The sequence below is a fragment of the Micromonospora sp. AP08 genome, assembly GCF_008085935.1.
In the GTDB taxonomy this organism is placed as follows: Bacteria; Actinomycetota; Actinomycetes; order Mycobacteriales; family Micromonosporaceae; genus Micromonospora; species Micromonospora chersina.
In genome coordinates, this window is the sequence record NZ_VSEZ01000013.1 from 113,481 (window position 1) to 137,162 (window position 23,682).

At 74.4% G+C, this 23,682-nt stretch carries 20 protein-coding genes; 13 read left to right on the plus strand and 7 right to left on the minus strand.

The features are described from left to right. From FXF50_RS21635 to FXF50_RS21650, 4 genes are all read left to right on the plus strand, one after another. The gene (locus FXF50_RS21635; RefSeq protein ID WP_187399760.1) at positions 1-654 is read left to right on the plus strand and encodes a uridine kinase; all 654 of its coding nucleotides are present in this window, start codon (positions 1-3) and stop codon (positions 652-654) included. 36 nt (positions 655-690) lie between these two features. After that, positions 691-2,043, plus strand: coding sequence for a dipeptidase (locus FXF50_RS21640; protein ID WP_187399766.1), 1,353 nt, complete (start codon positions 691-693; stop codon positions 2,041-2,043). Positions 2,044-2,121: 78 nt separating this feature from the next. After that, complete coding sequence (locus FXF50_RS21645; RefSeq protein ID WP_148430671.1) at positions 2,122-2,328, plus strand: hypothetical protein; 207 nt, start codon at positions 2,122-2,124, stop codon at positions 2,326-2,328. A gap of 104 nt (positions 2,329-2,432) precedes the next feature. After that, positions 2,433-4,025 carry an ATP-dependent DNA ligase gene (locus FXF50_RS21650; RefSeq protein WP_255510137.1) on the plus strand — a complete coding sequence of 531 codons (1,593 nt, stop codon included), beginning with the start codon at positions 2,433-2,435 and terminating at the stop codon, positions 4,023-4,025. A gap of 45 nt (positions 4,026-4,070) precedes the next feature. On the opposite strand, the gene FXF50_RS21655 is transcribed toward FXF50_RS21650, so the two are convergent. Then, the gene (locus tag FXF50_RS21655; RefSeq protein ID WP_148430675.1) at positions 4,071-4,820 is read right to left on the minus strand and encodes a hypothetical protein; all 750 of its coding nucleotides are present in this window, start codon (positions 4,818-4,820) and stop codon (positions 4,071-4,073) included. Positions 4,821-4,918: 98 nt separating this feature from the next. Continuing rightward, positions 4,919-5,734: an SURF1 family protein gene (locus FXF50_RS21660; RefSeq protein WP_148430677.1), complete on the minus strand. Its 816-nt coding sequence runs from the start codon at positions 5,732-5,734 to the stop codon at positions 4,919-4,921. Positions 5,735-5,869: 135 nt separating this feature from the next. On the opposite strand from FXF50_RS21660, the gene FXF50_RS21665 reads away from it, so the two are divergent. Together FXF50_RS21665 and FXF50_RS21670 are read left to right on the plus strand one after the other, a co-directional pair. Then, positions 5,870-7,237 carry a cobyrinate a,c-diamide synthase gene (locus FXF50_RS21665; RefSeq protein WP_148430678.1) on the plus strand — a complete coding sequence of 456 codons (1,368 nt, stop codon included), beginning with the start codon at positions 5,870-5,872 and terminating at the stop codon, positions 7,235-7,237. Then, a complete protein-coding gene (locus tag FXF50_RS21670) occupies positions 7,234-7,803 on the plus strand; it encodes a GNAT family N-acetyltransferase (protein ID WP_148430680.1) in 570 nt (189 codons plus the stop codon). The genes FXF50_RS21665 and FXF50_RS21670 overlap by 4 nt, the downstream gene beginning before the upstream one ends. Positions 7,804-7,911: 108 nt before the next feature. Here the strand turns inward: FXF50_RS21670 and FXF50_RS21675 are convergent, their stop codons facing one another. Next, positions 7,912-10,044: a transglycosylase domain-containing protein gene (locus tag FXF50_RS21675; RefSeq protein WP_148430682.1), complete on the minus strand. Its 2,133-nt coding sequence runs from the start codon at positions 10,042-10,044 to the stop codon at positions 7,912-7,914. Between the two features lie 133 nt (positions 10,045-10,177). Between FXF50_RS21675 and cobC the strand changes: the two genes are divergently transcribed. The 3 genes from cobC to cobA are packed head-to-tail and all read left to right on the plus strand — an operon-like array spanning position 10,178 to position 13,657. After that, positions 10,178-11,260: an Rv2231c family pyridoxal phosphate-dependent protein CobC gene (gene cobC, locus FXF50_RS21680; protein ID WP_148430684.1), complete on the plus strand. Its 1,083-nt coding sequence runs from the start codon at positions 10,178-10,180 to the stop codon at positions 11,258-11,260. Beyond that, positions 11,260-12,330, plus strand: coding sequence for a nicotinate-nucleotide--dimethylbenzimidazole phosphoribosyltransferase (gene cobT, locus FXF50_RS21685; protein ID WP_148430767.1), 1,071 nt, complete (start codon positions 11,260-11,262; stop codon positions 12,328-12,330). The genes cobC and cobT overlap by 1 nt, the downstream gene beginning before the upstream one ends. 52 nt (positions 12,331-12,382) lie before the next feature. After that, positions 12,383-13,657, plus strand: a complete 1,275-nt coding sequence (gene cobA, locus FXF50_RS21690) for a uroporphyrinogen-III C-methyltransferase (RefSeq protein WP_148430686.1) — start codon at positions 12,383-12,385, stop codon at positions 13,655-13,657. A gap of 55 nt (positions 13,658-13,712) precedes the next feature. Here cobA and otsB read toward each other — a convergent pair whose 3' ends face one another. Both otsB and FXF50_RS21700 read right to left on the minus strand, forming a co-directional pair. Then, a complete protein-coding gene (gene otsB / locus FXF50_RS21695; RefSeq protein ID WP_148430768.1) occupies positions 13,713-16,274 on the minus strand; it encodes a trehalose-phosphatase in 2,562 nt (853 codons plus the stop codon). A 35-nt stretch (positions 16,275-16,309) separates the two neighbouring features. Further along, complete coding sequence (locus tag FXF50_RS21700; protein WP_091319030.1) at positions 16,310-17,713, minus strand: trehalose-6-phosphate synthase; 1,404 nt, start codon at positions 17,711-17,713, stop codon at positions 16,310-16,312. A gap of 308 nt (positions 17,714-18,021) precedes the next feature. Here FXF50_RS21700 and ettA point away from each other — a divergent pair, with 308 nt between their 5' ends. The 4 genes from ettA (at position 18,022) to FXF50_RS21720 (ending at position 21,575) form a co-directional block, all read left to right on the plus strand. Beyond that, positions 18,022-19,698 carry an energy-dependent translational throttle protein EttA gene (gene ettA, locus FXF50_RS21705; RefSeq protein ID WP_148430688.1) on the plus strand — a complete coding sequence of 559 codons (1,677 nt, stop codon included), beginning with the start codon at positions 18,022-18,024 and terminating at the stop codon, positions 19,696-19,698. Then, the gene (locus FXF50_RS21710) at positions 19,691-20,194 is read left to right on the plus strand and encodes a thioesterase family protein (protein ID WP_148430691.1); all 504 of its coding nucleotides are present in this window, start codon (positions 19,691-19,693) and stop codon (positions 20,192-20,194) included. The genes ettA and FXF50_RS21710 overlap by 8 nt, the downstream gene beginning before the upstream one ends. Further along, a complete protein-coding gene (locus tag FXF50_RS21715; protein ID WP_148430693.1) occupies positions 20,191-20,859 on the plus strand; it encodes a hypothetical protein in 669 nt (222 codons plus the stop codon). Before FXF50_RS21710 ends, FXF50_RS21715 begins: the two co-directional genes overlap by 4 nt. A 131-nt stretch (positions 20,860-20,990) precedes the next feature. Next, entirely contained in the window at positions 20,991-21,575 is a 585-nt protein-coding gene (locus FXF50_RS21720) for a YbjN domain-containing protein (RefSeq protein WP_091319038.1), read from the plus strand. A gap of 31 nt (positions 21,576-21,606) precedes the next feature. Here FXF50_RS21720 and FXF50_RS21725 read toward each other — a convergent pair whose 3' ends face one another. Together FXF50_RS21725 and FXF50_RS21730 are read right to left on the minus strand one after the other, a co-directional pair. Further along, entirely contained in the window at positions 21,607-22,026 is a 420-nt protein-coding gene (locus FXF50_RS21725) for a globin (protein ID WP_370464135.1), read from the minus strand. 50 nt (positions 22,027-22,076) lie between these two features. Further along, positions 22,077-23,450: an MFS transporter gene (locus FXF50_RS21730; RefSeq protein WP_148430695.1), complete on the minus strand. Its 1,374-nt coding sequence runs from the start codon at positions 23,448-23,450 to the stop codon at positions 22,077-22,079. Between the last annotated feature and the right edge of the window lie 232 nt (positions 23,451-23,682).

The window sequence follows — 23,682 nt, forward strand, 5'->3', positions numbered from 1 at the left end:
GTGACGGTGGCGGTGGTCGAGGCGTACGCCGGGTTGGCCCGGCGGGTGCTGGCCGGGCCGGCGCGGTTGGGGCGTACCCGACTGGTGGCGGTCGACGGGCCGAGCGGCGCGGGCAAGAGCGTCTTCGCGACGCGCCTCGCGGACGCCGTCGCGGCGCTGCCCGGCGGCACCCGGCCGCCGGTGGTCCGCACCGACGACCTGCTCGACGGCTGGGACGACCAGTTCACCTTCTGGCCCCGGCTTGAGGAGTGGGTGCTCGGACCAGTCCGGGCGGGCCGGCCGGGGGCCTACCGCCGGTACAGCTGGGTCCGGCGGCGGTTCCTGGACCGGGCGGTGCCGGTGCCGGCGGGTCCGGTGCTCATCGTGGAGGGGGTGAGCGCGGCGCGGGCGGCGATCCGGCCGGAGGCGACCCTGTCGGTCCTCGTCACGGCGCCCGCCGGGCTGCGGCTGTCCCGGGCGCTCGCCCGTGACGGCGCGGAGATCCTGCCCGAGCTGCGCCGCTGGCACGCCGGGGAGCGGGCGCACTTCGCCGCCGACGGCACCGGCGCCGCGGTGGACCTGGTGGTCGACGGCGCCCCCGACCTGCCGCACGACGCCGGCCGCTACTACGTCCGCCGATGCGGAGGGGCGGGCTCGGACGGCGGGGCGAGGTAAGGCCGGCATACGATTCCGGTCATGACCTCACCGATCATGTCCGAGTCCGAGGTGCGGGCCGCCGTCGAGCGGGAACTGCCCGGCGTCCGTGCCGACCTCGAGCGACTCGTCCGCATCCCGGGCATCGCCTTCGAGGGCTTCGACCACTCGCACGTCGAGCGTTCCGCCGAGGCGGTGGCCGAGCTGCTGCGCGGCTGCGGCCTCGACACGAAGATCGTGCGCTCCGGCGGCCAGCCGGCGGTGATCGGGACGAAGCCGGCCCCGCCCGGCGCGCCCACCGTTCTCCTGTACGCGCACCACGACGTCCAGCCGGTCGGCGACCTGTCGCTCTGGGAGTCCGACCCGTTCGAGCCGGTGGAGCGGGACGGCCGCCTCTACGGCCGGGGCGCCGCCGACGACAAGGCCGGCATCATGGCGCACGTCGCGGCGCTGCGCGCGTTCGGCGACCGGCTCCCGGTCGGCGTGGTCCTCTTCATCGAGGGCGAGGAGGAGTACGGCTCGGAGTCGCTGGAGCAGCTGCTCATCGCCCACCGTGAGGAACTCGCGTCGGACGTCATCGTCATCGCCGACTCCGGCAACTGGGACATCGGGGTGCCCGCGCTGACCACCTCGCTGCGCGGCATCGTCAACTGCTTCGTGGAGGTGCGCACCCTCGACCACGCCGTGCACAGCGGCATGTTCGGCGGTGCGGTGCCCGACGCGCTCACCACGCTGGTGAAGCTGCTCGCCACGCTGCACGACGAGGCCGGTGACGTGGCCGTCGAGGGTCTGGTCGGCCGCGAGGGCGCCGCCGTCGACTACCCGGAGGACCGGTTCCGCGCCGAGGCCGGGCTGGTCTACGGCGCCGAGCTCTTCGGCACCGGCCGGATCACCGACCGGCTCTGGACCAAGCCCGCCCTGGCGATCCTCGGCGTGGACGCCCCGGCCACCGGGGAGGCGCCGAACGCGCTGGTCCCGGCGGCCAAGGCGAAGCTGAGCGTACGGCTGGCGCCGGGCGACGACCCGAAGAAGGCGTACGCGGCGCTCATCGCGCACCTGGAGAAGCACACCCCGTGGGGCGCGCAGGTGACGGTGACGTTCGAGCATGACGGCGCGCCCTGCGTCATCGACGCCACCGGGCCGATGTTCGACGCGGCGCGGGCGGCGTTCCGGGAGGCCTGGGACGGCACGGACCCCGTCGACATCGGCGTGGGCGGCTCGATCCCGTTCATCGCCACCTTCCAGGAGATGTTCCCGGCCGCGGCGATCCTGGTGACCGGCGTGGAGGACCCGCACGCCCGGGCGCACGGTCCGAACGAGAGCCTGCACCTGGGCGAGTTCGCCCGGGTCTGCGCGGCCGAGGCGCTGCTGCTGGCGAAGGTCGCCGAGGCGGGCCGGAACCGCACTTGAGGTGTCGAAACCGTAACTTCGGGGCCGATGTCGGAGTTTGTGGTGTGTCGGGCGACGGGGTGTTATAGCCTTTCGAACATGCGTACGAACGACGAGATGTCGCGGCTCCAGGCCGCCGTCAGTGCTCTGGGGGACGTCGATGTCTCCGCGTGGCCCGAGGACACGCTCAAGGAACAGCTCGGCGAGCTCTCCGCCGCGCTGGTCGCGCTCGACACGCTGCTCACCCGGGTCGCCGACGAGGTGCGCGCCCGCGGGCTGCGGATCGAGGAGCCGGTCTCGGCCTGAGCCGGCCCGCGGCTTCCGGGGTCTTGGGGAGTTGACGTTCCTGGGGGGCGCCAACTCCCCAAGATCGCCCGGGATCCGCCCCGGTGTCGGGGGTGGCTGGCAGGATGAGTCACGTGCGGTTCCTTGAGCTGGCGGCCACGTCGGCGGCGGTGGGCGCCACCAGCGGCCGGCGGGCCAAGGTGGAGCTCCTGGCCGCCGCGCTGCGGTCGCTCGACCCCGACGAGGTGCCCGCGGGCGCCGGCTACCTGGCCGGCGAGCTGCGGCAACGGCAGACCGGGGTGGGCTGGGCGAGCCTGCGTGACCTGCCCCCGCCGGCCGCCGAGCCGAGCCTGACCGTGGGCGGCGTCGACGCGGCGATCGAGGAGATCGCAGCGGTCGGCGGCGCCGGCTCCCAGGCCCGACGGCGTGAGCTGCTCGGCCGGCTCTTCGCCGCGGCGACGGCCGACGAGCAGCGGCTGCTGGTCGGCCTCTTCCGTGGCGAGCTGCGCCAGGGCGCCCAGGCCGGCCTGCTCACCGAAGCGGTGGCGCGGGCCGCCGACGTGCCGGTCACGGCCGTCCGGCGGGCCCTGCTGCTCGCCGGCGACCTGCGGGCCGTGGCGGTCGCGGCGCTCTCCGGCGGTGCGGCCGCGCTGGCCGGGTTCGGCCTCCAGGTGGGCCGCCCGCTCGCCCCGATGCTGGCCCAGAGCGCGCCCTCGGTCGACGAGGCGCTCACGGCCACCGGCACCCCGGCGGTGGTGGACGTCAAGCTCGACGGCATCCGCATCCAGGTGCACCGGTCCGGTCAGGACATCGCGGTCTTCACCCGCAGCCTCGACGACATCACGGGCCGGCTGCCCGAGGTGGTGGCCGCCGTCCGCGCGCTGCCCGCCCGGGAGCTGGTGCTCGACGGCGAGGCGATCGGGTTGGACGCCGAGGGCCGGCCGCTGCCGTTCCAGGAGACCTCCAGCCGGGCCGCCCGGCGCACCACCCCGAGCACCACCGGGCGCACGCCGGTGGCGCCCGCGGTGCTGGCCGCGGCCGAGCGCACCGGCGAGACGGTGCTGACGCCATACTTCTTCGACCTGCTGCACCTCGACGGCACGGACCTCATCGACCTGCCCGGCCGGGAGCGGTGGGCCGCGCTGGCCGCCGCGGTCGACCCGACGCTGCTGGTCGGCCGCGTGGAGGTGGACGACCCCGAGCAGGCCGGCGCGGCCTTCGCGGCGGCGGTCGACGCCGGTCAGGAGGGCGTGGTGGTCAAGGACCCGGCCGCGCCCTATGACGCCGGCCGGCGCGGCGCGGCCTGGGTCAAGGTGAAGCCCCGGCACACCCTCGACCTGGTGGTGCTGGCCGTCGAGTGGGGCAGCGGCCGGCGGCAGGGCTGGCTCTCCAACCTGCACCTGGGCGCCCGCGACCCGCGCACCGGCGAGTTCGTGATGCTCGGCAAGACGTTCAAGGGGCTCACCGACGAGCTGCTGCGCTGGCAGACCGAGCGCTTCCTCGCGCTGGCGGTGGAGAAGGGCGACTGGGTGGTCCGGGTCCGGCCGGAGCAGGTGGTCGAGATCGCCTTCGACGGGGTGCAGGCCAGCAGCCGCTACCCGGGCGGCATGGCGCTGCGCTTCGCCCGGGTGGTGCGCTACCGGGACGACAAGACCGCCGCCGAGGCGGACACCATCGACGCGGTCCGGGCCATCCACGCCGGTCGGGTCACCGGCTGACCCGCCGGGCCGGAGGCGGCGCGGCACCGCCTCCGGGCGCGCGGCTCAACCCGTCGACAGCGACCGCGCGTAGTTGACCTGGTTGTTGATCTGCTGCACCTGGAACTGGTCGCTTACCGGGATCCGCGCGACGTACTGGTGGCCGCCGTTGGTCACCGTCACCTGCACGGTCCCGTGGTGCCGCGTCTCCTTGACCAGCAGGAAGAGGAGGCTGAACACGGTCAGGCAGAAGAAGCCGAGGATCGCGGCGACCACGGCCCAGGTGGCCACCTTCTCCTCCTTCTGCCAGTGGTCCACCACGTGCCAGGAGGAGCCGGCGAGCGGCAGGACGCCGGCCGGGGTGCGGATCACCGGCGGCGTCACCATGATCTCGCCGATCTGCACGGCCACCACGGACTGCGCCGGCGGCAGCGGGCCAGGGAGCGGGGCCGGTACGGGCGGGTACGGCGCCGCCGGGACCAGCGCCCCGCCGTGCGGCGCCGGCATCCCGACCGGCGCCCCCGGCGGCACGGCGAACTGGCCGGGCGGCGCCGAGAACGGGGCGGTGGCGGGCGGCGCGGAGAACGGGGCGGTGGCGGGCGGCGCGGAGAACGGGGCGGTGGCGGGCGGCGCCGAGAACTGGGCGGTGGCGGGCGGCGCCGAGAACTGAGCGGTGGCGGGCGGCGCCGAGAACTGAGCGGGCGGCGCGGGCGGCGCCGGGAACGGGGCGGCGGCCGGCGGCATGGCGGACCACGGGTCGTACGCGGCCGGGGGCGGCGGCTCGGCGGGCAGCGGCGTCGTGGGATCAGGGGTCACCGCGACCCCCCACGGTTGGCGATCATGGCCGGACCCTACAGCGTCCCCGCCGCCCGGTGTGCCCGCCGAATGTCCGGTTCGGGCGCCTCGAAACGGGGTCAGGCGGAGGTCGGCTCGGCGGCCCGGTCCAGCGGCTTGCGCGGGGCGTCCAGGCCGGCCAGCCGCCGGGCCTCCCGGCGGGCGACCCAGCCGTAGCCGACCAGGCTCATCCCGGCGAAGAGCCACCACTGCACCACGTAGCCGAAGTTCTGCCAGTTGTTGGTGTGCCCGATGGGCACCGCCTGGAAGGCCGGGTCGGCGGTCGGGGTCTGCTGGTCGAGCAGCACGTAGCCGCCGGAGACCGGGTAGGGCAGCTGCCTGGCCAGGCGCGGGATGCTGATCCGCCGGGTCTCCAGCTTGCCGTCGCGCCGGTCGACCGCCCCGCCGCCGCTCTCGCTGGACACCAGCCGGCCGGTGACCGTCACCTCGCCGGTCGGCGCGGCCGGCACCGGCGGCTGGGCCGTGGCGTTGCCCCCGGGCACGGGCGGGATCCAGCCCCGGTCGACCAGCACCGCGCTGCCGTCGGCGAGGACCAGCGGGGTGAGCACCTCGAAGCCGACCTTGTTGTCGACGGTCCGGCCGCGGACCAGGACGATGTTCGCGCTGTCGTAGCGGCCGGTGGCGGTGACCCGGGTCCAGGTGAGCCGGTCCGCCGGTGCCGGGCCGGCGGTGCCGGGTCCGCCGGTCGGGGCGGGCAGGGCGTCGCGCAGCGGCGCGGGCGTCATGGTGGCGCCGGCGTCGATCCGCTCGTTGATGGCCGTGCGGCCCCGGTAGCGGTCCAGCTGCCAGTTGCCGAGGAACACCATCACCGCGGCGGCCACCAGGGTCAGCGCGAGATAGCCGAGCCAGCGCGGGGTCAGCAGGAACCGGTACACGTTGGCAAAGGCTACCCGTATGAGCGGCGCCACTGACCCGCACCGGGCCGGAACGGGCCGGCCGGCGGCCGCCGCGCGTCGGGCCGGGCGGGTATGGTCACGCGGGCGGAAACCACCCCAGACCAGGAGTCGATGATGACCGTCGTGCCGCGCGTCGTGCTGAGCGCGCCCTCCTCGGGGCACGGCACGGGTGCCCTCTCGCTCGGCCTGCTCGCGGCCCTCGCCGACCGGGAGCTGGACGTGGCCGGGTTCAAGATCGGCCCGGATCAGGTGGACGCGGCCTACCTGGGGCTGGCCGCCGGCCGGCCGGGGCGCAACCTGGACCCGCGGCTGGTCGGCCCGGAGCGGGTCGCCCCGCTGTTCGCGCACGGCGCCGCCGGGGCGGGGTTCGCGCTGGTCCAGGGCACCATGGGGCTCTACGACTCGATCGCCGGCCGCCCGGAGACCGAGTCCACGGCGGCCGTCGCGACCGCGCTGCGCAGCCCGGTGGTGCTGGTCGTGGACGTGGCCGCCATGGGCCAGTCGGTGGCCGCCCTGGTGCACGGCTTCCGGGCGTACGACGAGCAGCTCTGGCTGGGTGGCGTCATCCTCAACCGGGTGGCCTCGCCCCGGCACGAGGCGATGCTGCGCGAGGCGCTCGACGACGTGGGGGTGCCGGTCTACGGGGCGCTGCGGCGGCACGAGCTGCCCCCGGTGCTGCCGGCCCGCCGGCACGGGCTGGTGCCGGTGGTCCAGCGCGACGCCGAGGCCCAGCGGGCGGTCCGCCGGCTCGGTGAGGCGGTCGCCGCCACGGTCGACCTCGACCGGCTGCTGGGGCTGGCCCGTTCCGCCCCGGAGCTGACCGTCGCGCCGTGGTCGCCCGAGCCGGCCGCGGGAGCGCCCGCGGGGGAGCGGCCGGTGGTCGCGCTGGCCGGCGGTCCGGGCGGCAGCTACAGCCACCCGGAGACCGCCGAGCTGCTGCGCGCGGCGGGGGCCGAGGTGGTCACCGTCGACCCGCTGCGCGACGAGTCGCTGCCCGCCGGCACCCGCGCGCTGGTCGTCGGCGGCGGGCTCCCGGAGACGTACGCGGAGCAGCTCTCCGCCAACCGCCGGCTCTGCATCGCGGTGGCCGAGCTGGCCCGCACGGGCCGCCCGGTGATCGCCGAGGGCGCCGGCCTGCTCTGGCTGGCCCGGGAGCTGGACGGCCTGCCCATGTGCGGGGTGCTCGACGCGGTCGGCGCGAGCCGCGACGGCCTCGTGGTCGGCTACCGGGAGGCCACCGCGGCCGGTGACAGCGTGGTGGCCCGGGCCGGCGCCACGGTGGTGGGGCACAAGCAGCACGCCGCGGTGCTCACCCCGCGGGCCGGCGAGCGGGCGGCCTGGCGCTGGGAGGGCGGCGCCCCGGAGGGCTTCGTCTGGCGGGGCGTGCACGCCTCGCAGCTCGTGCCGCACTGGGCGGCGTACCCGGAGATCGCGACCCGGCTGGTCGCGGCGGCCGTGGCCCCCGCGGAGGCTCCGGCGTGATCGGGCAGGTGGCCGTGCGGCGCTTCCCGGCGCTGACCGTCTCCACGCCGCGCACGGAGGTACGCCAGCTCGTCGCGGCGGACGCCGAGGCGGTCGACGAGGTGTTCGCGGACCGGCAGACCCAGCGCTGGCTGCCGCTGGCCGACTCCTCGGGTCAGATCGACGGGCGGGCCTGGTGCACCGAGCTGGCCCGGCAGCGCCGGGACAGCGGCGAGGGCGACCACTGGGCGGTGGTGCGCCGCGAGGACCAGCGGGTGGTTGGCTGCCTGTGGACCCGGCGCACCGACTGGGGCGCGCGGCTGACCGAGGTGTCCTACGCGATCGCCCCGCACGCCCGCGGCTACGGCCTGGCCGCCGAGGCGGTCGACGCGGTCGCCATCGCGCTGATCCTGGAGCACGGCTTCCAGCGCGTCGAGCTGCGGGTGGCCGCCGGCAACGTGGCGTCCCGCCGCGTGGCGGAGAAGGCCGGCTTCAGCTACGAGGGCCTGCTCCGCAACGCCGGCTTCGTCCACGGCGCGCGGGTGGACCTGGAACTGTGGAGCTTCGTCTCCGCCGACCTCCGCTGACCCCCGATGTTGATCAAGAGGTTTGCGTCGGGAATCGAGCGATTCCGCGCGCAAACCTCTTGATCAACTGGCCCGGGCGCACCCCCGGGTAGTCGCGGGGAGGGGTCGTCAGCCCACGATCTGGTCGCTGGGTGGGGTGAACTGGCGGGTGGGTTGACCCTTCAGGGCGTCGCGGAGGGTCATGGCCACGGCGTTCACCGGGATCTGGGACTGGCCGTCGCCGACCGCGTTGAACGGGTTGTCCGGGTCGGCGATGAAGCTCGCCGCCGCCAGTTCCGGCGTGTAGCCGACGAACCAGGCCGACCGGGTGCTGTCCGTGGTACCCGTCTTGCCGGCGACCGGGCGGCCGACCGTGCCCCGCACGCTGTCCGCGGTCGACCAGCCGCCGCAGCCCCCCTTGGCCGGGCTGTCGCCGGTCGGGCAGCGGGCCGCGTCGGTGGCCGCCCGGGCCGCGTCGGCGCTGACCACCTGCCGGCAGCGCGGCTTGGCGACCTCCCGCTGCACCCCGCCCGGGGTGCGGTAGGTGGCGGGCGTGCCGTCCCGGTTCATGATCGAGTTGACCGGGATCGCCTCGCAGTAGCGTCCGTCGGCGGCGACGGCCGCGTACGCGTTGGCCATCTCCAGCGGGGTGGCGTCGGAGACGCCGAGGGTGAACGCGCCCCACTTCTTCACCTTGGTCGGGGACGCCTGGTCGCGGTCCACGTCGGTGCGCCAGCGCAGCCCGAGCTGTTCGGCCAGCCGGACCGCCCGGTCCGCGCCCACCTGCTCCTCCAGCCACACGAAGTACGTGTTCACCGACTTCCCGAAGCCGGACCACATGGTCTGCTGGCCGGTCATCGCGCCGCTGGCGTTCGACGGGGCCCAGCCGTCGTACACCGACGACTTGTACCGGTACGGGGCGTTGAACGAGGTCGAGAGCTTCATCCCCGAGTCGAGGGCCGCGAGCATCGGGAACATCTTGAACGTCGATCCGGCCTGGTAGCCGGGGAGCGTGCCGCCGCCGAGCAGCGGCGCCACCGTGTTCGGATAGTTCGCCTTCACCTTCGGGCCGGCCTCCGGGTTGGAACTGTTCGGGTTCTCGCTCAGGTCGAGCGAGTAGTTCCGGTTGACCGCCATGGCCTTGACCCGCCCGGTGCCCGGTTCGGCGACCACCACGCCGTTGGCGAACGGGCTGCCGGTGTTGTCCTTGGCGCCGACGTTCTTCTCGGCCGCCGACTGGATCTTCGGGTCGAGGCTCAGCACGATGCGGTAGCCGCCCCGGCGCAGCTTGTCCATTCGTTCCAGCCGGTTCTCGCCGAACGCGGGCTGCGCGCTCCACCAGTTCTTCAGGTAGTCGCAGGCGAAGCCCCAGGTGCGGTACTGGTCGTTGATCGAGGCGCAGTCGTTCGGCGGGTTGGTGAGCCGCAGCCTGATGGGCTCGGCCTTGGCCGCCGCGGCGGCGTCCGGCGAGAGGTAGCCGAGGCGGGCCATGTTGTCGAGCACGTAGTTGCGCCGGCCGGTGGCGTCCTTCTGGTCGGAGGTGATCGGGTCGTACTCCGAGGGGGACTTGACCAGGCCGGCCAGGGTGGCCGCCTCGACCGGGGTGAGGGTGGCCGGGGTCTTGGAGAAGAAGATCTGCGCGGCCGCGTAGATCCCGTACGCCCGGTGGCCGAAGTAGGCCGAGTTCAGGTAGCGCTCGAGAATCTGCTCCTTGCTGACGTGCTTCTCGATGTCCAGCGCCATGCGCATCTCCTTGACCTTGCGCAGGCTGGTCTGCTGGGTGGCCTCCTGGACCTCCTTCGGCGTCTTGGCGCTGTCCCGCAGGGCCATCCGCACGTACTGCATGGTGATCGTCGAGGCGCCCTGGGAGACGCCGCCGGACCGGGCGTTGGACACGAAGGCGCGCGCCACGCCCTTCGGGTCGACGCCGTGGTGCTGGTAGAAGCGGTTGTCCTCGGCGGCGACGATCGCCTGCTGGATGTTCGGCGACATCTCGTCGATCTTGGTGTACTGCCGGTACTCCTCGTAGAACATCGTCAGCACGGTCTTGCCGTCCGGCGCGTACAGGTACGAGGTCTCGGCGGGCAGCGCGGTCTTGAGGATGCTCGTCTTCTGCTCCACTGCGTGTGCGGTGGCCTTGGCGCCGATGCCGGTGACGGCGGCCAGTGGGTAGGCCGCGGCGGCGACCACGATGCCGGCGATGAGCCCGGCGCGGAGGAGGGGCACGGCACGACCAGCGGAGGCAAGGGGTCGGTTGCTCACGTGGTCAAGCTATGACATTTCCGATTCGGAAATGAGAAGAATTCATAAACGGGCGAGGGGGTTCAGCGGTGGTGACGCGGCCCACGCCGGGATCCGCTGTCCCGGGCGGCGGCTTCCCGGCAGGATCGCGGACATGCGTGCTCAGCTGATCGGGACCGACGCTCGGGCGGGCGAGCCCGACCTCGGCCACCACGGAGACGCCGAGGCCACCCCCGGCCTGGTCGACCTGGCGGTCAACGTCCGCCGCGCCCCGATGCCGGACTGGCTGGCCGACCCGCTGGTCGCCGCCATGGGCGCGCTGGCCGCGTACCCGGATCCCGGTCCGGCCCGGGCCGCCGTCGCCGCCCGGCACGGGCGTCCCCCGGAGGAGGTACTCCTCACCGCCGGCGCCGCCGAGGGCTTCGTGCTGATCGCCCGGGCCCTGCGCGAGGCCCGGCGGCCGGTGGTGGTGCACCCGCAGTTCACCGAGCCCGAGGCCGCCCTGCGGGCCGCCGGCCACACCGTCGAGCGGGTGCTGCTCGACGCGGGCGACGACTTCCGGCTCGACCCGGCCCGGGTGCCCGCCGACGCCGACCTCGTGCTGCTCGGCAACCCCACGAACCCCACCTCGGTGCTGCACCCCGCCGGCGCGCTCGCCGCGCTGGCCCGCCCCGGTCGGGTGCTCGTGGTCGACGAGGCGTTCGCCGACACCACGGCGGCCCCCGGCGTCGAGGGCGAGCCCGAGTCCCTCGCCGCCCGCCGCGACCTGCCCGGCCTCGTGGTGGTCCGCAGCCTCACCAAGACCTGGGGGCTGGCCGGGCTGCGGATCGGCTACCTGCTCGGCGACCCCGGGCTGCTCGCCCGGTTCGCCGCCGCCCAGCCACTCTGGGCGGTCTCCACCCCGGCGCTGGCCGCCGCCACCGCCTGCGCGTCCCCGGCCGCCGTCGCGGCCGAGCGCGCCATCGCCGCCGGGCTCGCCGCCGACCGCGACCACCTGGTGGCCCGCCTGTCCGGCCTGCCCGGGGTACGCGTCGTCGGCCGCCCCGCCAGCGCCTTCGTCCTGGTGCACCTGGCCGGCGCCGCCACCGTGCGGGAGCGGCTGCGCGAGCGCGGCTGGGCGGTCCGCCGCGGCGACACCTTCCCCGGGCTGGGCCCGGACTGGCTGCGGATCGCGGTGCGCGATCCGGCGACGACCGACGCCCTCACCGGCGTGCTGGCGGAGATCCTGGAGGCATGATGTTGGAGTCCACCGTCGCGGCGATCCGGCCGCTCGACGAGGCCGCCATGGCGGCCGCCCGCGAACTCCAGGGCCGGCTCACCAAGCCCGCCGGCTCCCTCGGCGCCCTGGAGCCGCTCTCCGTACGCCTCGCCGGCCTCGCCGGGACCTGCCCGCCGCCGCTGCCCGAGCCGGCCGCCGTGGCGATCTTCGCGGGCGACCACGGCGTGCACGCCCAGGGCGTCACCCCGTGGCCGCAGGAGGTCACCGCCCAGATGATCGCCAACTTCGTGGCCGGCGGCGCGGTGGTCAACGCGTTCGCCCGGCAGGCCGGCGCCTCGGTCACCGTGGTGGACGTCGGCGTGGCCACCCCGCTCCCGGTCGAGCCGACCGCCGACCCGGCCGGCCCCCGCCTGGTCGCGGCGAACGTACGCCCCGGCACCCGGGACCTCACGGTGACCGCGGCGCTCACCCGGGACGAGGCCCGGGCGGCCGTGGAGACCGGCATCCGGATCGCCGGGGAACTGGTCGACGCCGGGGCCGGCATCCTGCTCACCGGCGACATGGGCATCGGCAACACCACGCCGGCCGCCGCGCTGATCGCCGCGTTCACCGGGGTCGACCCGGCGGCGGCCACCGGCCGGGGCACCGGGGTCGACGACGAGACGTACGCCCGCAAGGTCGGCGTGGTGCGAGCCGCGCTCGACCGGCACGCGCCCGACCCGGCCGACCCGCTGGGCGTCCTGGCCGCGGTCGGCGGCCTGGAGCACGCCGCGCTGGCCGGGCTGGTCCTCGGCGCCGCCGCGCGCCGGGTGCCGGTGCTGCTGGACGGCGTCATCGCGGTGAGCGCCGCGCTGGCGGCCGCCGCGTTCGCGCCGGACGCGGTCGGGGCCATGGTGGCCGGGCACCGCTCGGCCGAGCCGGGCGCCACGGCGGCGCTGCGGCACCTCGGCCTGGACCCGCTGATCGACCTCGGGCTGCGGCTCGGCGAAGGCACCGGCGCGCTGCTCGCGCTCCCCGTCGTCACGGGCGCGGTGCGGGTGCTGCACGAGGTCGCCACCTTCGACTCGGCGGGAGTGGCCGAGAAGTGAGCGCGCCGACCCTTCCGCCCAGCCTGCTCCGTGGCGTGAGGACGGTGGCGACGTGAGCGGCAGCCCGTACCCCCTGGGGTTGCGGCTGGCCGGCCGGCGGGTCGTCGTGGTCGGCGGGGGAGCGGTGGCCACCCGGCGGGTGCCCGCGCTGCTCGACGCCGGCGCGGACGTCCTGCTGGTGGCGCCGGAGCTGACCCCGGCGCTGCGGGCGCACGTGGACGCCGGCCGGCTCCGCTGGGAGCCACGCCGGTTCGTCCCCGACGACCTGGACGGGGCCTGGCTGGTCCAGGTGGCCGTGGACGACCGGGTCGCCGCGGCGGCGGTCAGCGCCGCCGCCGCCGAGCGGCGGATCTTCTGCGTCCGCGCCGACGACCGGGCCGCCGCCACCGCGTGGACCCCGGCGGTGACCCGGCACGGCCCGGTCACCGTGGCCGTGCTCGGCGGCGGCGACCCCCGCCGGGCCATGAGCGTCCGGGACGCGGTGCGCGAGCTGCTGGCCGCCCGCGCCGGGGAGCCCGCGTCCGTCGACGCGGCCGCTGGTGCCGCGCCGGGACGGCCGAGCGTGCCGGCTCCGGGCGGGCCGGACACCGGCGCCGCGCCGGTGGGCCGGGTGGCGCTGGTGGGCGCCGGACCGGGCGATCCCGAGCTGATCACCGTCCGGGGCTGGCGGCTGCTCACCGAGGCGGAGGTCGTGGTCGCCGACCGGCTCGTCCCCGGGCTGCTCCTCGACGAGCTGCGCCCGGACGTCGAGCTGGTCGACGCCTCCAAGATCCCGTACGGGCCGTCGCGGGCCCAGGAGGAGATCAACCGGATCCTGGTCGACCGGGCCCGGGCCGGGAAGGTCGTGGTCCGCCTCAAGGGCGGCGACCCGTACGTCTTCGGCCGGGGCGGCGAGGAGCTGCTGGCCTGCGCCGAGGCGGGCGTGCCGGTCACCGTGGTGCCCGGAGTGACCAGCGCGATCTCGGTGCCCGCCGCCGCCGGGGTGCCGGTCACCCACCGGGCGGTGGCGCACGAGTTCACCGTGGTCTCCGGGCACGTCCCGCCCGACTCGCCGGCCTCGCTGGTCCGCTGGGAGTCCCTCGCCGGCCTGCGCGGCACCCTGGTGATCCTCATGGGCCTGAAGAACCTCGCGGCGATCAGCGCCACCCTCGTGGCCCACGGCAGGCCCGCGGGGACCCCGGCCGCGGTGATCCAGGAGGGCACCACGAGCGGCCAGCGGAGCCTGCGCTCGACCCTCGGCGCGGTGGCGGACGACGTGGCGGCCGTCGGCCTGCGCCCACCGGCCATCGTGGTGATCGGGGACGTGGTGGGGGCTCTCGACACCTGAGAACGCGAGCGGCCCGGGACCGCACGGTCCCGGGCCGCTGTCGTGCCTCGTCAGGTCACTGCTTGAGCATGTTGTCCAGCATCAGCGCGCAGCGGATCAGCCCGAGGTGGCTGTACGCCTGCGGGTGGTTGCCCAGCCCGCGCTCGGCCAGCGGGTCGTACTGCTCGGGGAGCAGCCCGGTCGGCCCGGCCGTGTCGACCATCTGCGCGAACAGCTCCTCCGCGTCGGTGCGCCGGCCGGTGCGCAGGTACGCCTCGATCAGCCACGCCGTGCAGATGTGGAAGCCGCCCTCCCGGCCGGGCAGGCCGTCGTCCCAGTGGTACCGGTAGACGACCGGGCCGCTGCGCAGCTCCGCCTCGATCTTCAGCACCGTGGACAGGAAGCGCGGGTCGTCCCCGGCGAGCAGCCCGGAGATGCCGATCCAGAGCGACGAGGCGTCCATCTCCTCGTACCCGTAGGCGACGCTGTACGCCTCCGCCTCCGGGTGCCAGCCGTGCTCCAGCACGTTGTCGGCGATCCGGTCGCGCAGCTCGACCCACTCCGGCCGGTCCTCGCCGCCGTGCTGCCGCACCACGTGCAGCGCCCGGTCGACGGTCATCCAGAGCATGACCTTGGAGAACACGTGGTGCCGGGGTGGGAGGCGGGCCTCCCAGATGCCGTGGTCGGGCTCGTGCCAGCGGCGGCGGACCGCCTCGACCATGTTCTCCAGCACCCGCCACTCGTCCTCGCGGACCGAGCCCCGGGCGTCGGCCACCGCGGCGATCAGGTCGGCGACCGGGCCGAAGACGTCGAGCTGGAGCTGGTGGTTGGCGAGGTTGCCGACCCGGACCGGCCGGGAGCCGGCGTAGCCGGGCAGGGTGTCGATGACCGCCTCGGCGCCCAGCTCGTAGCCGTCGACCGTGTAGAGCGGGTGCAGCCGCTCCGGGTGCCCGCCGGTGCGGTCGATGACGCCGTCGACCCAGCGCAGCAGGCCCTCGGCCTCCTCTGTGGAGCCGAGGTCCACCAGCGCGCGGGCGGTCATCGCCGCGTCCCGCAGCCAGCAGTAGCGGTAGTCCCAGTTCCGGACGCCGCCCAGCTCCTCGGGGAGCGAGGTGGTCGCCGCGGCGAGGATCGAGCCGGTCGGCTCGTGGCAGAGCCCGCGCAGGGTGAGCGCGCTGCGGGCCACCAGGTCCCGGGCGGTGGCGGGCAGCCGCAGCGAGGCCACCCAGTCCTTCCAGGGCTGCTCGGCGGCGGCCTGCCGCTCGTGGATGGGCACCCGGTGGTGCTCCAGGCTCTGGGTTCCGAAGCGCAGCTCCAGCACCACCTGGCCGCCGGCGGCCGACAGGTCCACCACGGCCTTGGCGGACTCGTAGCCGGCGTCGCTGGTGACCTCCCACTCGACGCCCGGCGAGTGGAGCGCCACCGGCTCGTTGGAGCCGAGCACCAGCAGCCCGTCGTCGAGCGGCTGGAGCTGCACGGCGACCTGACCGAACTCGGGACGCGGGGCGAACTCGATCCGGGCGCGCCCGGTGCCGCTGAGCACCCGGACCAGGGTCGAGTCGCCGGTGACGACCGCCGGGCCGTCCGGCGTGGTCTCCCGCGCCGGCAGGTCCAGCCAGTCGGTCACGGTCAGGCCGGACCAGCGGGTCTCCACGGTCATGGTGTTGCTACGGTAGCGCTGGCCCAGCGGGATGCCGCCCCGCTGCGGGCCGACCGTGAAGTGCCCGGCCGGGCTGCCGCCGACCAGGTCGGCGAAGATCGCCGCCGAGTCCGGCTTCGGGTGGCACAGCCAGGTGATCTTCGCCTCGGGGGTGACGAGCGCGACCGTGCGGCCGTTGGCCAGCATCGAGTGCCGCTCGATCGGCACCGCCCGCTCGCCGAAGAGCCAGTGCCGCCGGGTCTCCAGGAGCAGGCCCAGCGCCCGGGCGGCCTCGATGGGCTCGGCCACCCGGTAGTCGGCCTGGGTGTCGCCCGGGCCGATCTTGATGCCGACGTCCGGCCCGTGCAGGTTGCCGAAGGCGTTCTCGTCGGTGACGTCGTCGCCGATGAACAGCACGGCGCTGGCCGCGAGCTGGGTCCGGAGCTGGTCGACCGCGGTGCCCTTGTGGGTCGCCACCACCGACAGCTCGATGACCTCCTTGCCCTGGGTGACGGTGACGTCGTCCCAGGTGGCGGGGCCGCTGCGGACCGCCTCGATGGCCGCGGCCGCGATCTGCGGGTCGACCCCGCGGGTGTGCACGGCGACGCTGGCCGGCTTGCGCTCCAGGCGTACGCCCGGGTGGGCCGCCGCGATCTCGCGCAGTTCGTTGCGGAGCCGGTGCCGGACCGCGATCAGCTCCGGGGTGAGCCGCTCGACGAAGCCGATGTCGAACTCGGAGCCGTGGCTGCCGACCAGGTGCACCTCGCTGGGCAGCCGGGAGAGCGTCGCCAGGTCGCGCAGCGCGCGGCCGGACACCACCGCGACGCTCGTCTGCGGCAGGGACGCGAGGGCACGGACCGCGGCCACCGACTCGGGCAGCGGCACGGCCTTGCTCGGGTCCTCGACGATCGGGGCCAGGGTGCCGTCGTAGTCGCAGGCGACCAGGAGCTGGGGGACCCGGGCGATCCGGCCGATGGCGGCACGCAGCTCGGGATCCATCACCCCGCCGTGCGGAGTGGTGGTGGCAGGAGAGGTCACGCCGCCTCCGCATCGGTGACGCCGAGTTCGGTCAGGAACGACTTGGCCCAGTGGCCCACGTCGTGGCTGCGCAGGTGGCGTTGCATTATCCGCATCCGGCGTCGGGCCTCGGGTTTCTCGACGTGCACGGCGCGCAGCAGCGCGTCCTTGACCGCGTCGGGGTCGTGCGGGTTGCACAGGAACGCCTGGCGCAGCTCGGTGGCGGCGCCGGCGAACTCACTGAGCACGAGCGCGCCGCCCTGGTCGGCGCGCGATGCGACGTACTCCTTGGCCACCAGATTCATTCCGTCTCGCAGCGGGGTCACCATCATCACGTCGGCCGCGACGTACATCGCGGCCAGTTCGGAGCGACTGTACGACTGATGCAGATAATGCACCGCCGGCACGCCGACCCGTCCGAATTCGCCATTAATCCGGCCTACCTCGCGTTCCACCTTCACCCGAAGTGCCTGGTAGTGCTCCACGCGCTCGCGGCTCGGCGTGGCGACCTGCACCATAACCGCGTCCGGGACTGTCAACTTTCCGTCAGCGAGGAGTTCGCGGAAGGCCTTCAGGCGGAGCTCGATGCCCTTCGTGTAGTCGAGCCGGTCGACGCCCAGGATGATCGTCTTCGGGTTGCCCAGCTCCTCGCGGATCTGCTTGGCGCGGGCCTGGATCGCCGGGTCCTCGGCCAGCCGCTCCATCTCCCGGGTGTCGATCGAGATGGGGAACGCGCCGGCCTTCACCTGCCTGCCGTCGACCTGGATCATCTGCCCCTCGTAGCGCAGGCCGAGCAGGTGCCGGGCCAGGCGCACGAAGTTCTGCGCCGCCAGCCGCTGCTGGAAGCCCACCAGGTCCGCGCCGAGCAGGCCGCGCAGGATCTCGGTGCGGAACGGCATCTGCATGAACAGCTCGATCGGCGGGAACGGGATGTGCAGGAAGAACCCGATCCGCAGGTCCGGCCGCAGCTCGCGGAGCATCGCCGGCACGAGCTGGAGCTGGTAGTCCTGCACCCAGACCGTGGCGCCCTCGGCCGCGACGTCCGCCGCGGCCTCGGCGAACCGGGCGTTGACCAGCCGGTACGCCTCGCGCCAGCGCCGCTTGTAGGCCGGGGTCTCGACCGCGTCGTGGTAGAGCGGCCAGATCGTCGCGTTCGACTGCCCCTCGTAGTAGCGCTCCAGCTCCTCGGCGCTCAGCGGCACCGGGTGCAGCCGGATCCCCTCCAGGTCGAAGGGCTCGGGGGCGGCGCCGGTGCCGCCGGCCCAGCCGACCCAGGTGCCCTGGTGCTCGGCGAGCACCGGGTGCAGCGCGGTCACCAGGCCGCCCGGGCTGCGTCGCCACTGCCGCTCCCCTTCGGGTGTGCTCACCTCGTCGACCGGCAGTCGGTTCGCCACGACGACAAAGGAGCTACGGACGGTCACGATCGGCCACCTCCGGGTGCTGACGGGTCCACCGCGATGAGCGTACTGAGCGTAGCTGCGGCGTCTGGTGCCCCGTGCCTGAGTTCCCTACCCGTCCCAGAAGGGCCGAATCCTCATCGTGATCTTGTCGACAGTCGCGGCGTCGGGTGCTCCGGGGGCGGGGTGATGTGGGCGGAGCCGGGCGTACCTGTCAGGATTGACGATGGCGTGCGCGCGGCCGGCCCCGGCCGGCGGCGGCGGGTGGACCTCACGGCCCGCGCCAGGCGCCCGCCAGCTCGCGATCGCAACCGACGGAGGTAGCCCGCACCGTGGCCCAGTTCATCTACGTCCTGGAAAAGGCGCGCAAGGCGCACGGCGACAAGGTCGTGCTCGACAACGTGACGCTGAACTTCCTGCCGGGGGCCAAGATCGGTGTGGTCGGTCCGAACGGCGCCGGTAAGTCCAGCCTCCTCAAGATCATGGCAGGTTGGGACCAGCCGAGCAACGGCGAGGCCCGGCTCATGCCCGGCTACACCGTCGGCATGCTGGCCCAGGAGCCGCCGCTCAACGACGCCAAGACCGTCCTCGGCAACATCGAGGAGGCGGTCGCCGAGACCAAGGCCAAGCTGGAGCGGTTCAACAAGATCGCCGAGCAGATGGCGACCGACTACTCCGACGAGCTGATGGAGGAGATGGGCAAGCTCCAGGAGGAGCTGGACCACGCCGACGCGTGGGACATCGACTCCAAGCTCGAGCTGGCCATGGACGCGCTGCGCTGCCCCGCGCCGGACGCCGACGTGACGCAGCTCTCCGGCGGTGAGCGCCGCCGGGTGGCGCTGTGCAAGCTGCTGCTGGAGGCACCGGACCTGCTGCTGCTCGACGAGCCCACCAACCACCTGGACGCGGAGAGCGTGCAGTGGCTGGAGCAGCACCTGGCCAAGTACGCCGGCACGGTCATCGCCATCACCCACGACCGGTACTTCCTCGACAACGTGGCCGGCTGGATCCTGGAGCTGGACCGGGGCCGGGCCATCGGCTACGAGGGCAACTACTCCACCTACCTGGAGAAGAAGGCCGCCCGCATGGCGGTCGAGGGCCGGCGCGACGCCAAGATGAAGAAGCGCCTCGACGAGGAGCTGGAGTGGGTCCGCTCCAACGCCAAGGCGCGGCAGACCAAGTCCAAGGCCCGCCTCGACCGCTACGAGGAGATGGCCACCGCGGCCGAGCAGACCCGCAAGCTGGACTTCGAGGAGATCCAGATCCCGCCGGGCCCGCGCCTGGGCAGCACCGTGATCGAGGTCAACAACCTCGTGAAGGCGTTCGGCGACCGGGTGCTGATCGACAACCTGTCGTTCTCGCTGCCCCGCAACGGCATCGTCGGCGTGATCGGCCCGAACGGCGTCGGCAAGACCACCCTCTTCAAGACCATCGTGGGCCTGGAGGAGCCGACCGCCGGCACGGTGCGGGTCGGCGACACCGTCTCGCTGTCGTACGTCGACCAGAGCCGGGCCGGCCTGGCGGGGGACAAGACGGTTTGGGAGACCGTCTCGGACGGGCTCGACCACCTGCTCGTGGGCAAGGTCGAGATGCCGTCCCGGGCGTACATCGCCGCGTTCGGCTTCAAGGGGCCGGACCAGCAGAAGCCGACCAAGGTGCTCTCCGGCGGCGAGCGGAACCGGCTCAACCTGGCGCTGACCCTCAAGATCGGCGGCAACGTCATCCTGCTCGACGAGCCGACCAACGACCTCGACGTGGAGACGCTCGGCAGCCTGGAGAACGCCCTGCTGGAGTTCCCCGGCTGCGCCGTGGTCATCTCCCACGACCGGATGTTCCTCGACCGGGTGGCCACCCACATCCTGGCCTGGGAGGGCGACGACCAGAACCCGGCCCGGTGGTTCTGGTTCGAGGGCAACTTCGAGGCGTACGAGAAGAACAAGATCGACCGCCTCGGCGCCGAGGCCGCCCGGCCGCACCGCGTGACGTACCGCAAGCTCACCCGTGACTGACAAGTTCGTCTACGACTGCACGCTGCGCTGGTCCGACCTGGACGCGTACGGCCACGTCAACAACTCGCGCTTCCTCACGCTCTACGAGGAGGCGCGGGTGGCCCTGATGTTCGCCGGCGGCCGGGCGTGGGGAGTGGGCTCGTTCGCCGACGGGGTGGTCATCCGCCGGCACGAGGTCGACTACCTGCGCCCGGTCGACTACGCGCTGGGCCGGGACACCGCGGAGGCGGCCCCGACGGTCCGGATCGAGCTCTGGGTCGAGGAGATCAAGGCCGGCTCGTTCACGGTCGCCTACGAGCTCTACGACCGGGACGTGCTGGCCAGCCGGGCCCGCTCGGTGCTGGTCCCGTTCGACCTGGCCGCGCAGCGGCCGCGCCGGATCTCCGCCGACGAGCGGGCCTTCCTGCTCCGGTACGCGCCCGGGCTGCCGATGAGCGCGAGGAGTGAGCCGGGTTTGCGAGCCCCGCAGTCGCGAACGAAGGGCGGCCCGGCATGACCGCGCCGGCCACCGGCCACGGGCTGGACGGGGTGGCCGACGCGGGCGCCTTCCTGGCCCGCCTCGTCCGGCTGGAGCCGGCCATCCTGGTCCGGCTCCGGCCGGTGCCGGGAGCCGCGCGTACGGCCCTCTGGGCGCGGCTGCCGTGGGACGTGCTCGTGGTGCGCACCGTCCCCGGCACGGCGCCGGGCGACGCCACGGTCGGGGCGGCGGAGTTGCTGGCGGAGCTGTCGGCCGGCGGCGACGCGCTGCCCCGGCGCCGGGACGACGGGTGGCGCTGGCCGCTGCCGCCGGCGGCCAGCCGGGCCGTGGAGGTGCTGCCCGCGACCGAGGTCCAGCGGATCGCCGCCGCGGCGGCCGGGACGTTGCGCGAGGCGTCCACCCACGGCGTGGCCGGTCGGGCGGTGGGCCAGCGGGCGCTGCGGGACGCGCTGCTCGACCACGTCGCGGTCGTGGTGACCCCGGACGACGCGCCGGACGCCCCGGTGGAGGTGCCCCAGCGGCTGGTGCAGGGGCTGGTCCGGATGGGCTTCCTCGGCGCGGGTGACGTTCAGGTGCGTACCGCCGGCCGTTGGGTCGGGCTCGTCGGACCGTACGGAGCGGCCTGGTCGCGGAAGGTCGCAGAGCTCGCCGTCACGCCCACCAGAGGTCATCCGATCGGATGACCCCTGTTCGTTCTTCCGGTTTGGGGCAGCCGTTGGGGGGATGCCTCATCCCGGCTGTCCGGGTACCGTCCATCCTCGGATCCAACGCACCGTAGGCGACTGGATCCGCTGGGGAGTGAGGTGCGCGAGCGATGCCGTGGTGGTCATGGCGCCCCGGTCCCGCCAGTGGCGGCGATCCGGAAACTCGAAGCGGGATCACAGTGGATGACACCGTCCGGGTCGGGCCACCGACCCCCCGTCAGCCGGCGGACGACGCGGCGGCCGCCGAGCGGCCCGTGATCGCCGACATGCCGGCAACCGTCGCGCCGGTCACCCTCGGCCGGGTCTGCGACGCGCTCGACCTGCTCGACGTGCGCTACCTGGCCGATGGCGACGGCAACCTGCTGGCCATGTGGGAGCGGCACGCCGTGCTGGTCACGCTGGAGGGCCCCGAGGACGAGATCCTGGTCATGCGGGCCCGGCCGCACGCGACGGTCCCGCCGGACTGGGCCGACCGCGCCTACCGCGTGGTCAACGAGTGGAACCACACCCGGCGGTTCTGCAAGGCGTACATCGGCGACCCGACCGAGCGTGGCCAGTTGCCCATCTACGCCGAGCTCCAGGTCCCGCTGGGGGCGGGCACCCACGACGCGCTGCTGGTCGAGATGCTCGACTGCGGCGCGGCGGTGGCCACCACCTTCGTCGACTGGCTGCACGACGAGGGCGCCCTGCTCTGACCGCACCGGCACGACCCGGGCGGCCGGCCGGTCAGCCCTCGGCCGCCGGGTCCTCCATCACGTTCACCATGAAGTACGCGGCCCGCTCCAGGTAGTCCCAGAGCGCGGCGGCGAGCTGCGGCGGCAGGTCCAGCCGGTCCACCGCCCGGCGCATGTGGCGCAGCCAGGCGTCCCGCTCGACCGCGCCGATCCGGAACGGCGCGTGCCGCACGCGCAGCCTCGGGTGACCGCGCTGCTCGGAGTAGGTGTGCGGGCCACCCCAGTACTGCATGAGGAAGAGGGTCAGCCGGTCCGCCGCGGGGCCCAGGTCCTCCTCCGGGTACATCGGCCGCAGCAGCGGGTCGGTGGCGACGCCGGCGTAGAACTCGTCCACCAGCTTGCGGAAGGCGGGTTCGCCGCCGATCGCCTCGAAGAGCGTCATCGACTCGCCAGGGGAAGTCACGTCACCCATCCTGCCAGGTGCCGCCCGGGGGCGGCTCCCGCCCACCGCCGGAGCGGGACTCAGGTCACCGCGTGCCGGCGCCGGCTGCGCTCGCCCACCGCCGTCGCCCGCGCCGGGGTGTGCGTGCCGCGCCCCGCCATGGCGGCCGTCGCGGCGGATTCCGCCCGGGCGACCTCGACGGCCTCCTCGATCGTCCCGGGATGCGGCCAGGTGAGCACCGCGAGCAGCATCAGCAGCACGCCGGCGGCGCTCCACAGCCCGACCACCGAGGGGATGGTGAACCGTTCGGCGAGGGCACCCGTGGCCAGCACGGCGGCGCCCTGGATGATCTGGGTCCCGCTGGCCATCACGCCGAACGCGCGGGCCCGGTAGCCGTCCGGCAGCGCCTGGACGAAGAGGCCGTTGGCGACCGGGATGAGCCCGGCCACCGCGAAGCCGCACGCGGCCGCGAGGAGCGCCACCACGATCGGCGGCGGGTCGAGCAGCGCCGGGACGAGCACCGCCGGGGCGATCACGGCGAGCGGGCGCATCAGGGCGAGCCGGCGGGCCGGGGCGACGAGCCGCCCCACCATCAGCCCGCCGAGGACGTACCCCACCGGGTTGGCGGCCATGATGACCGCCTGGGCGGTGCCGGTGTCCATGCCGTCCCCGCTCCGCTCGGCGGCCCAGGCGGCGGCGAGCCCCTCGGGGACGATCGAGAAGACCATCGCGCTGAAGACCAGCACGGCGATGGCGCGCAGCACCGGGCGGCCGAACACGAGCCGGAACCCCTCGGCGGTCTCCCGCAGCAGGTGACTGCGGTGCGCCTCGGTCATGGCGGGCGGCCGGTTCCGCAGGCCGAAGCGGACCAGCGCGGCGGAGAGGCCGAAGGTGGCCGCGTTGACCAGCAGCGCGGCGGCCGGGTTGACCACGGCGATCGCCGCGCCGAGCAGGTAGCCGAGGACCTGGGCGGCCTGCCCGGTGCTCGCGGAGACCGACAGGCCGAGCACCAGCCGGTCACCGGCCAGGATCTGCGGCATCAGCGCGGACCGGGCGGCCTGGCTCGGCGGGTTGGCCAGCGTGGTCGCGAAGACCAGGGCGAGGATTGCCCAGGGCGGCATCCCGGGCAGGGCGACCAGCACCATGAGGGCCATCCGCACCAGGTCGCAGGCCACCATGACCTGCCGGTACCGGTAGCGCTCCGCGAGCGCGGAGAGCAGCGGACCGCCGACCAGCCAGGGCAGGTAGCTCGCCGCGAACGCGGCGGCCGAGAGCGTCACCGAGTCGGTCTGCCGGTAGACCAGGACGGTGACCGCGGCCTTCGCGACGTAGTCACCGATCCAGGACAGAGCGCTTGCCGTGAAGAGAACACGGAACTCCGCGAGGCCGAACAGTTCGCGGAAGCTTGCCGGGCCCTCCTGGGCGGATCGCTCGTCGGACACCGTCGCCTCCATCGTTCCCGGGCTGGCCACTCTTGATGGCCGGACCTGGGAACCGTCGTCAGATCTGAGGATCAGCGAGGACACGAGCACGCTCCTTTGGGGAGCGTGTTCACCGGATTCTGCCCGATCGTCTGACAACTGGCTAGGGTGAACGGATTGATCGTCGCATCTCCGACTGAACGAACGGACGATACCCGAGGGGCCGCGCGGTGCGCGACCCCCGAAAATCGTCCGGCCCGTCCCG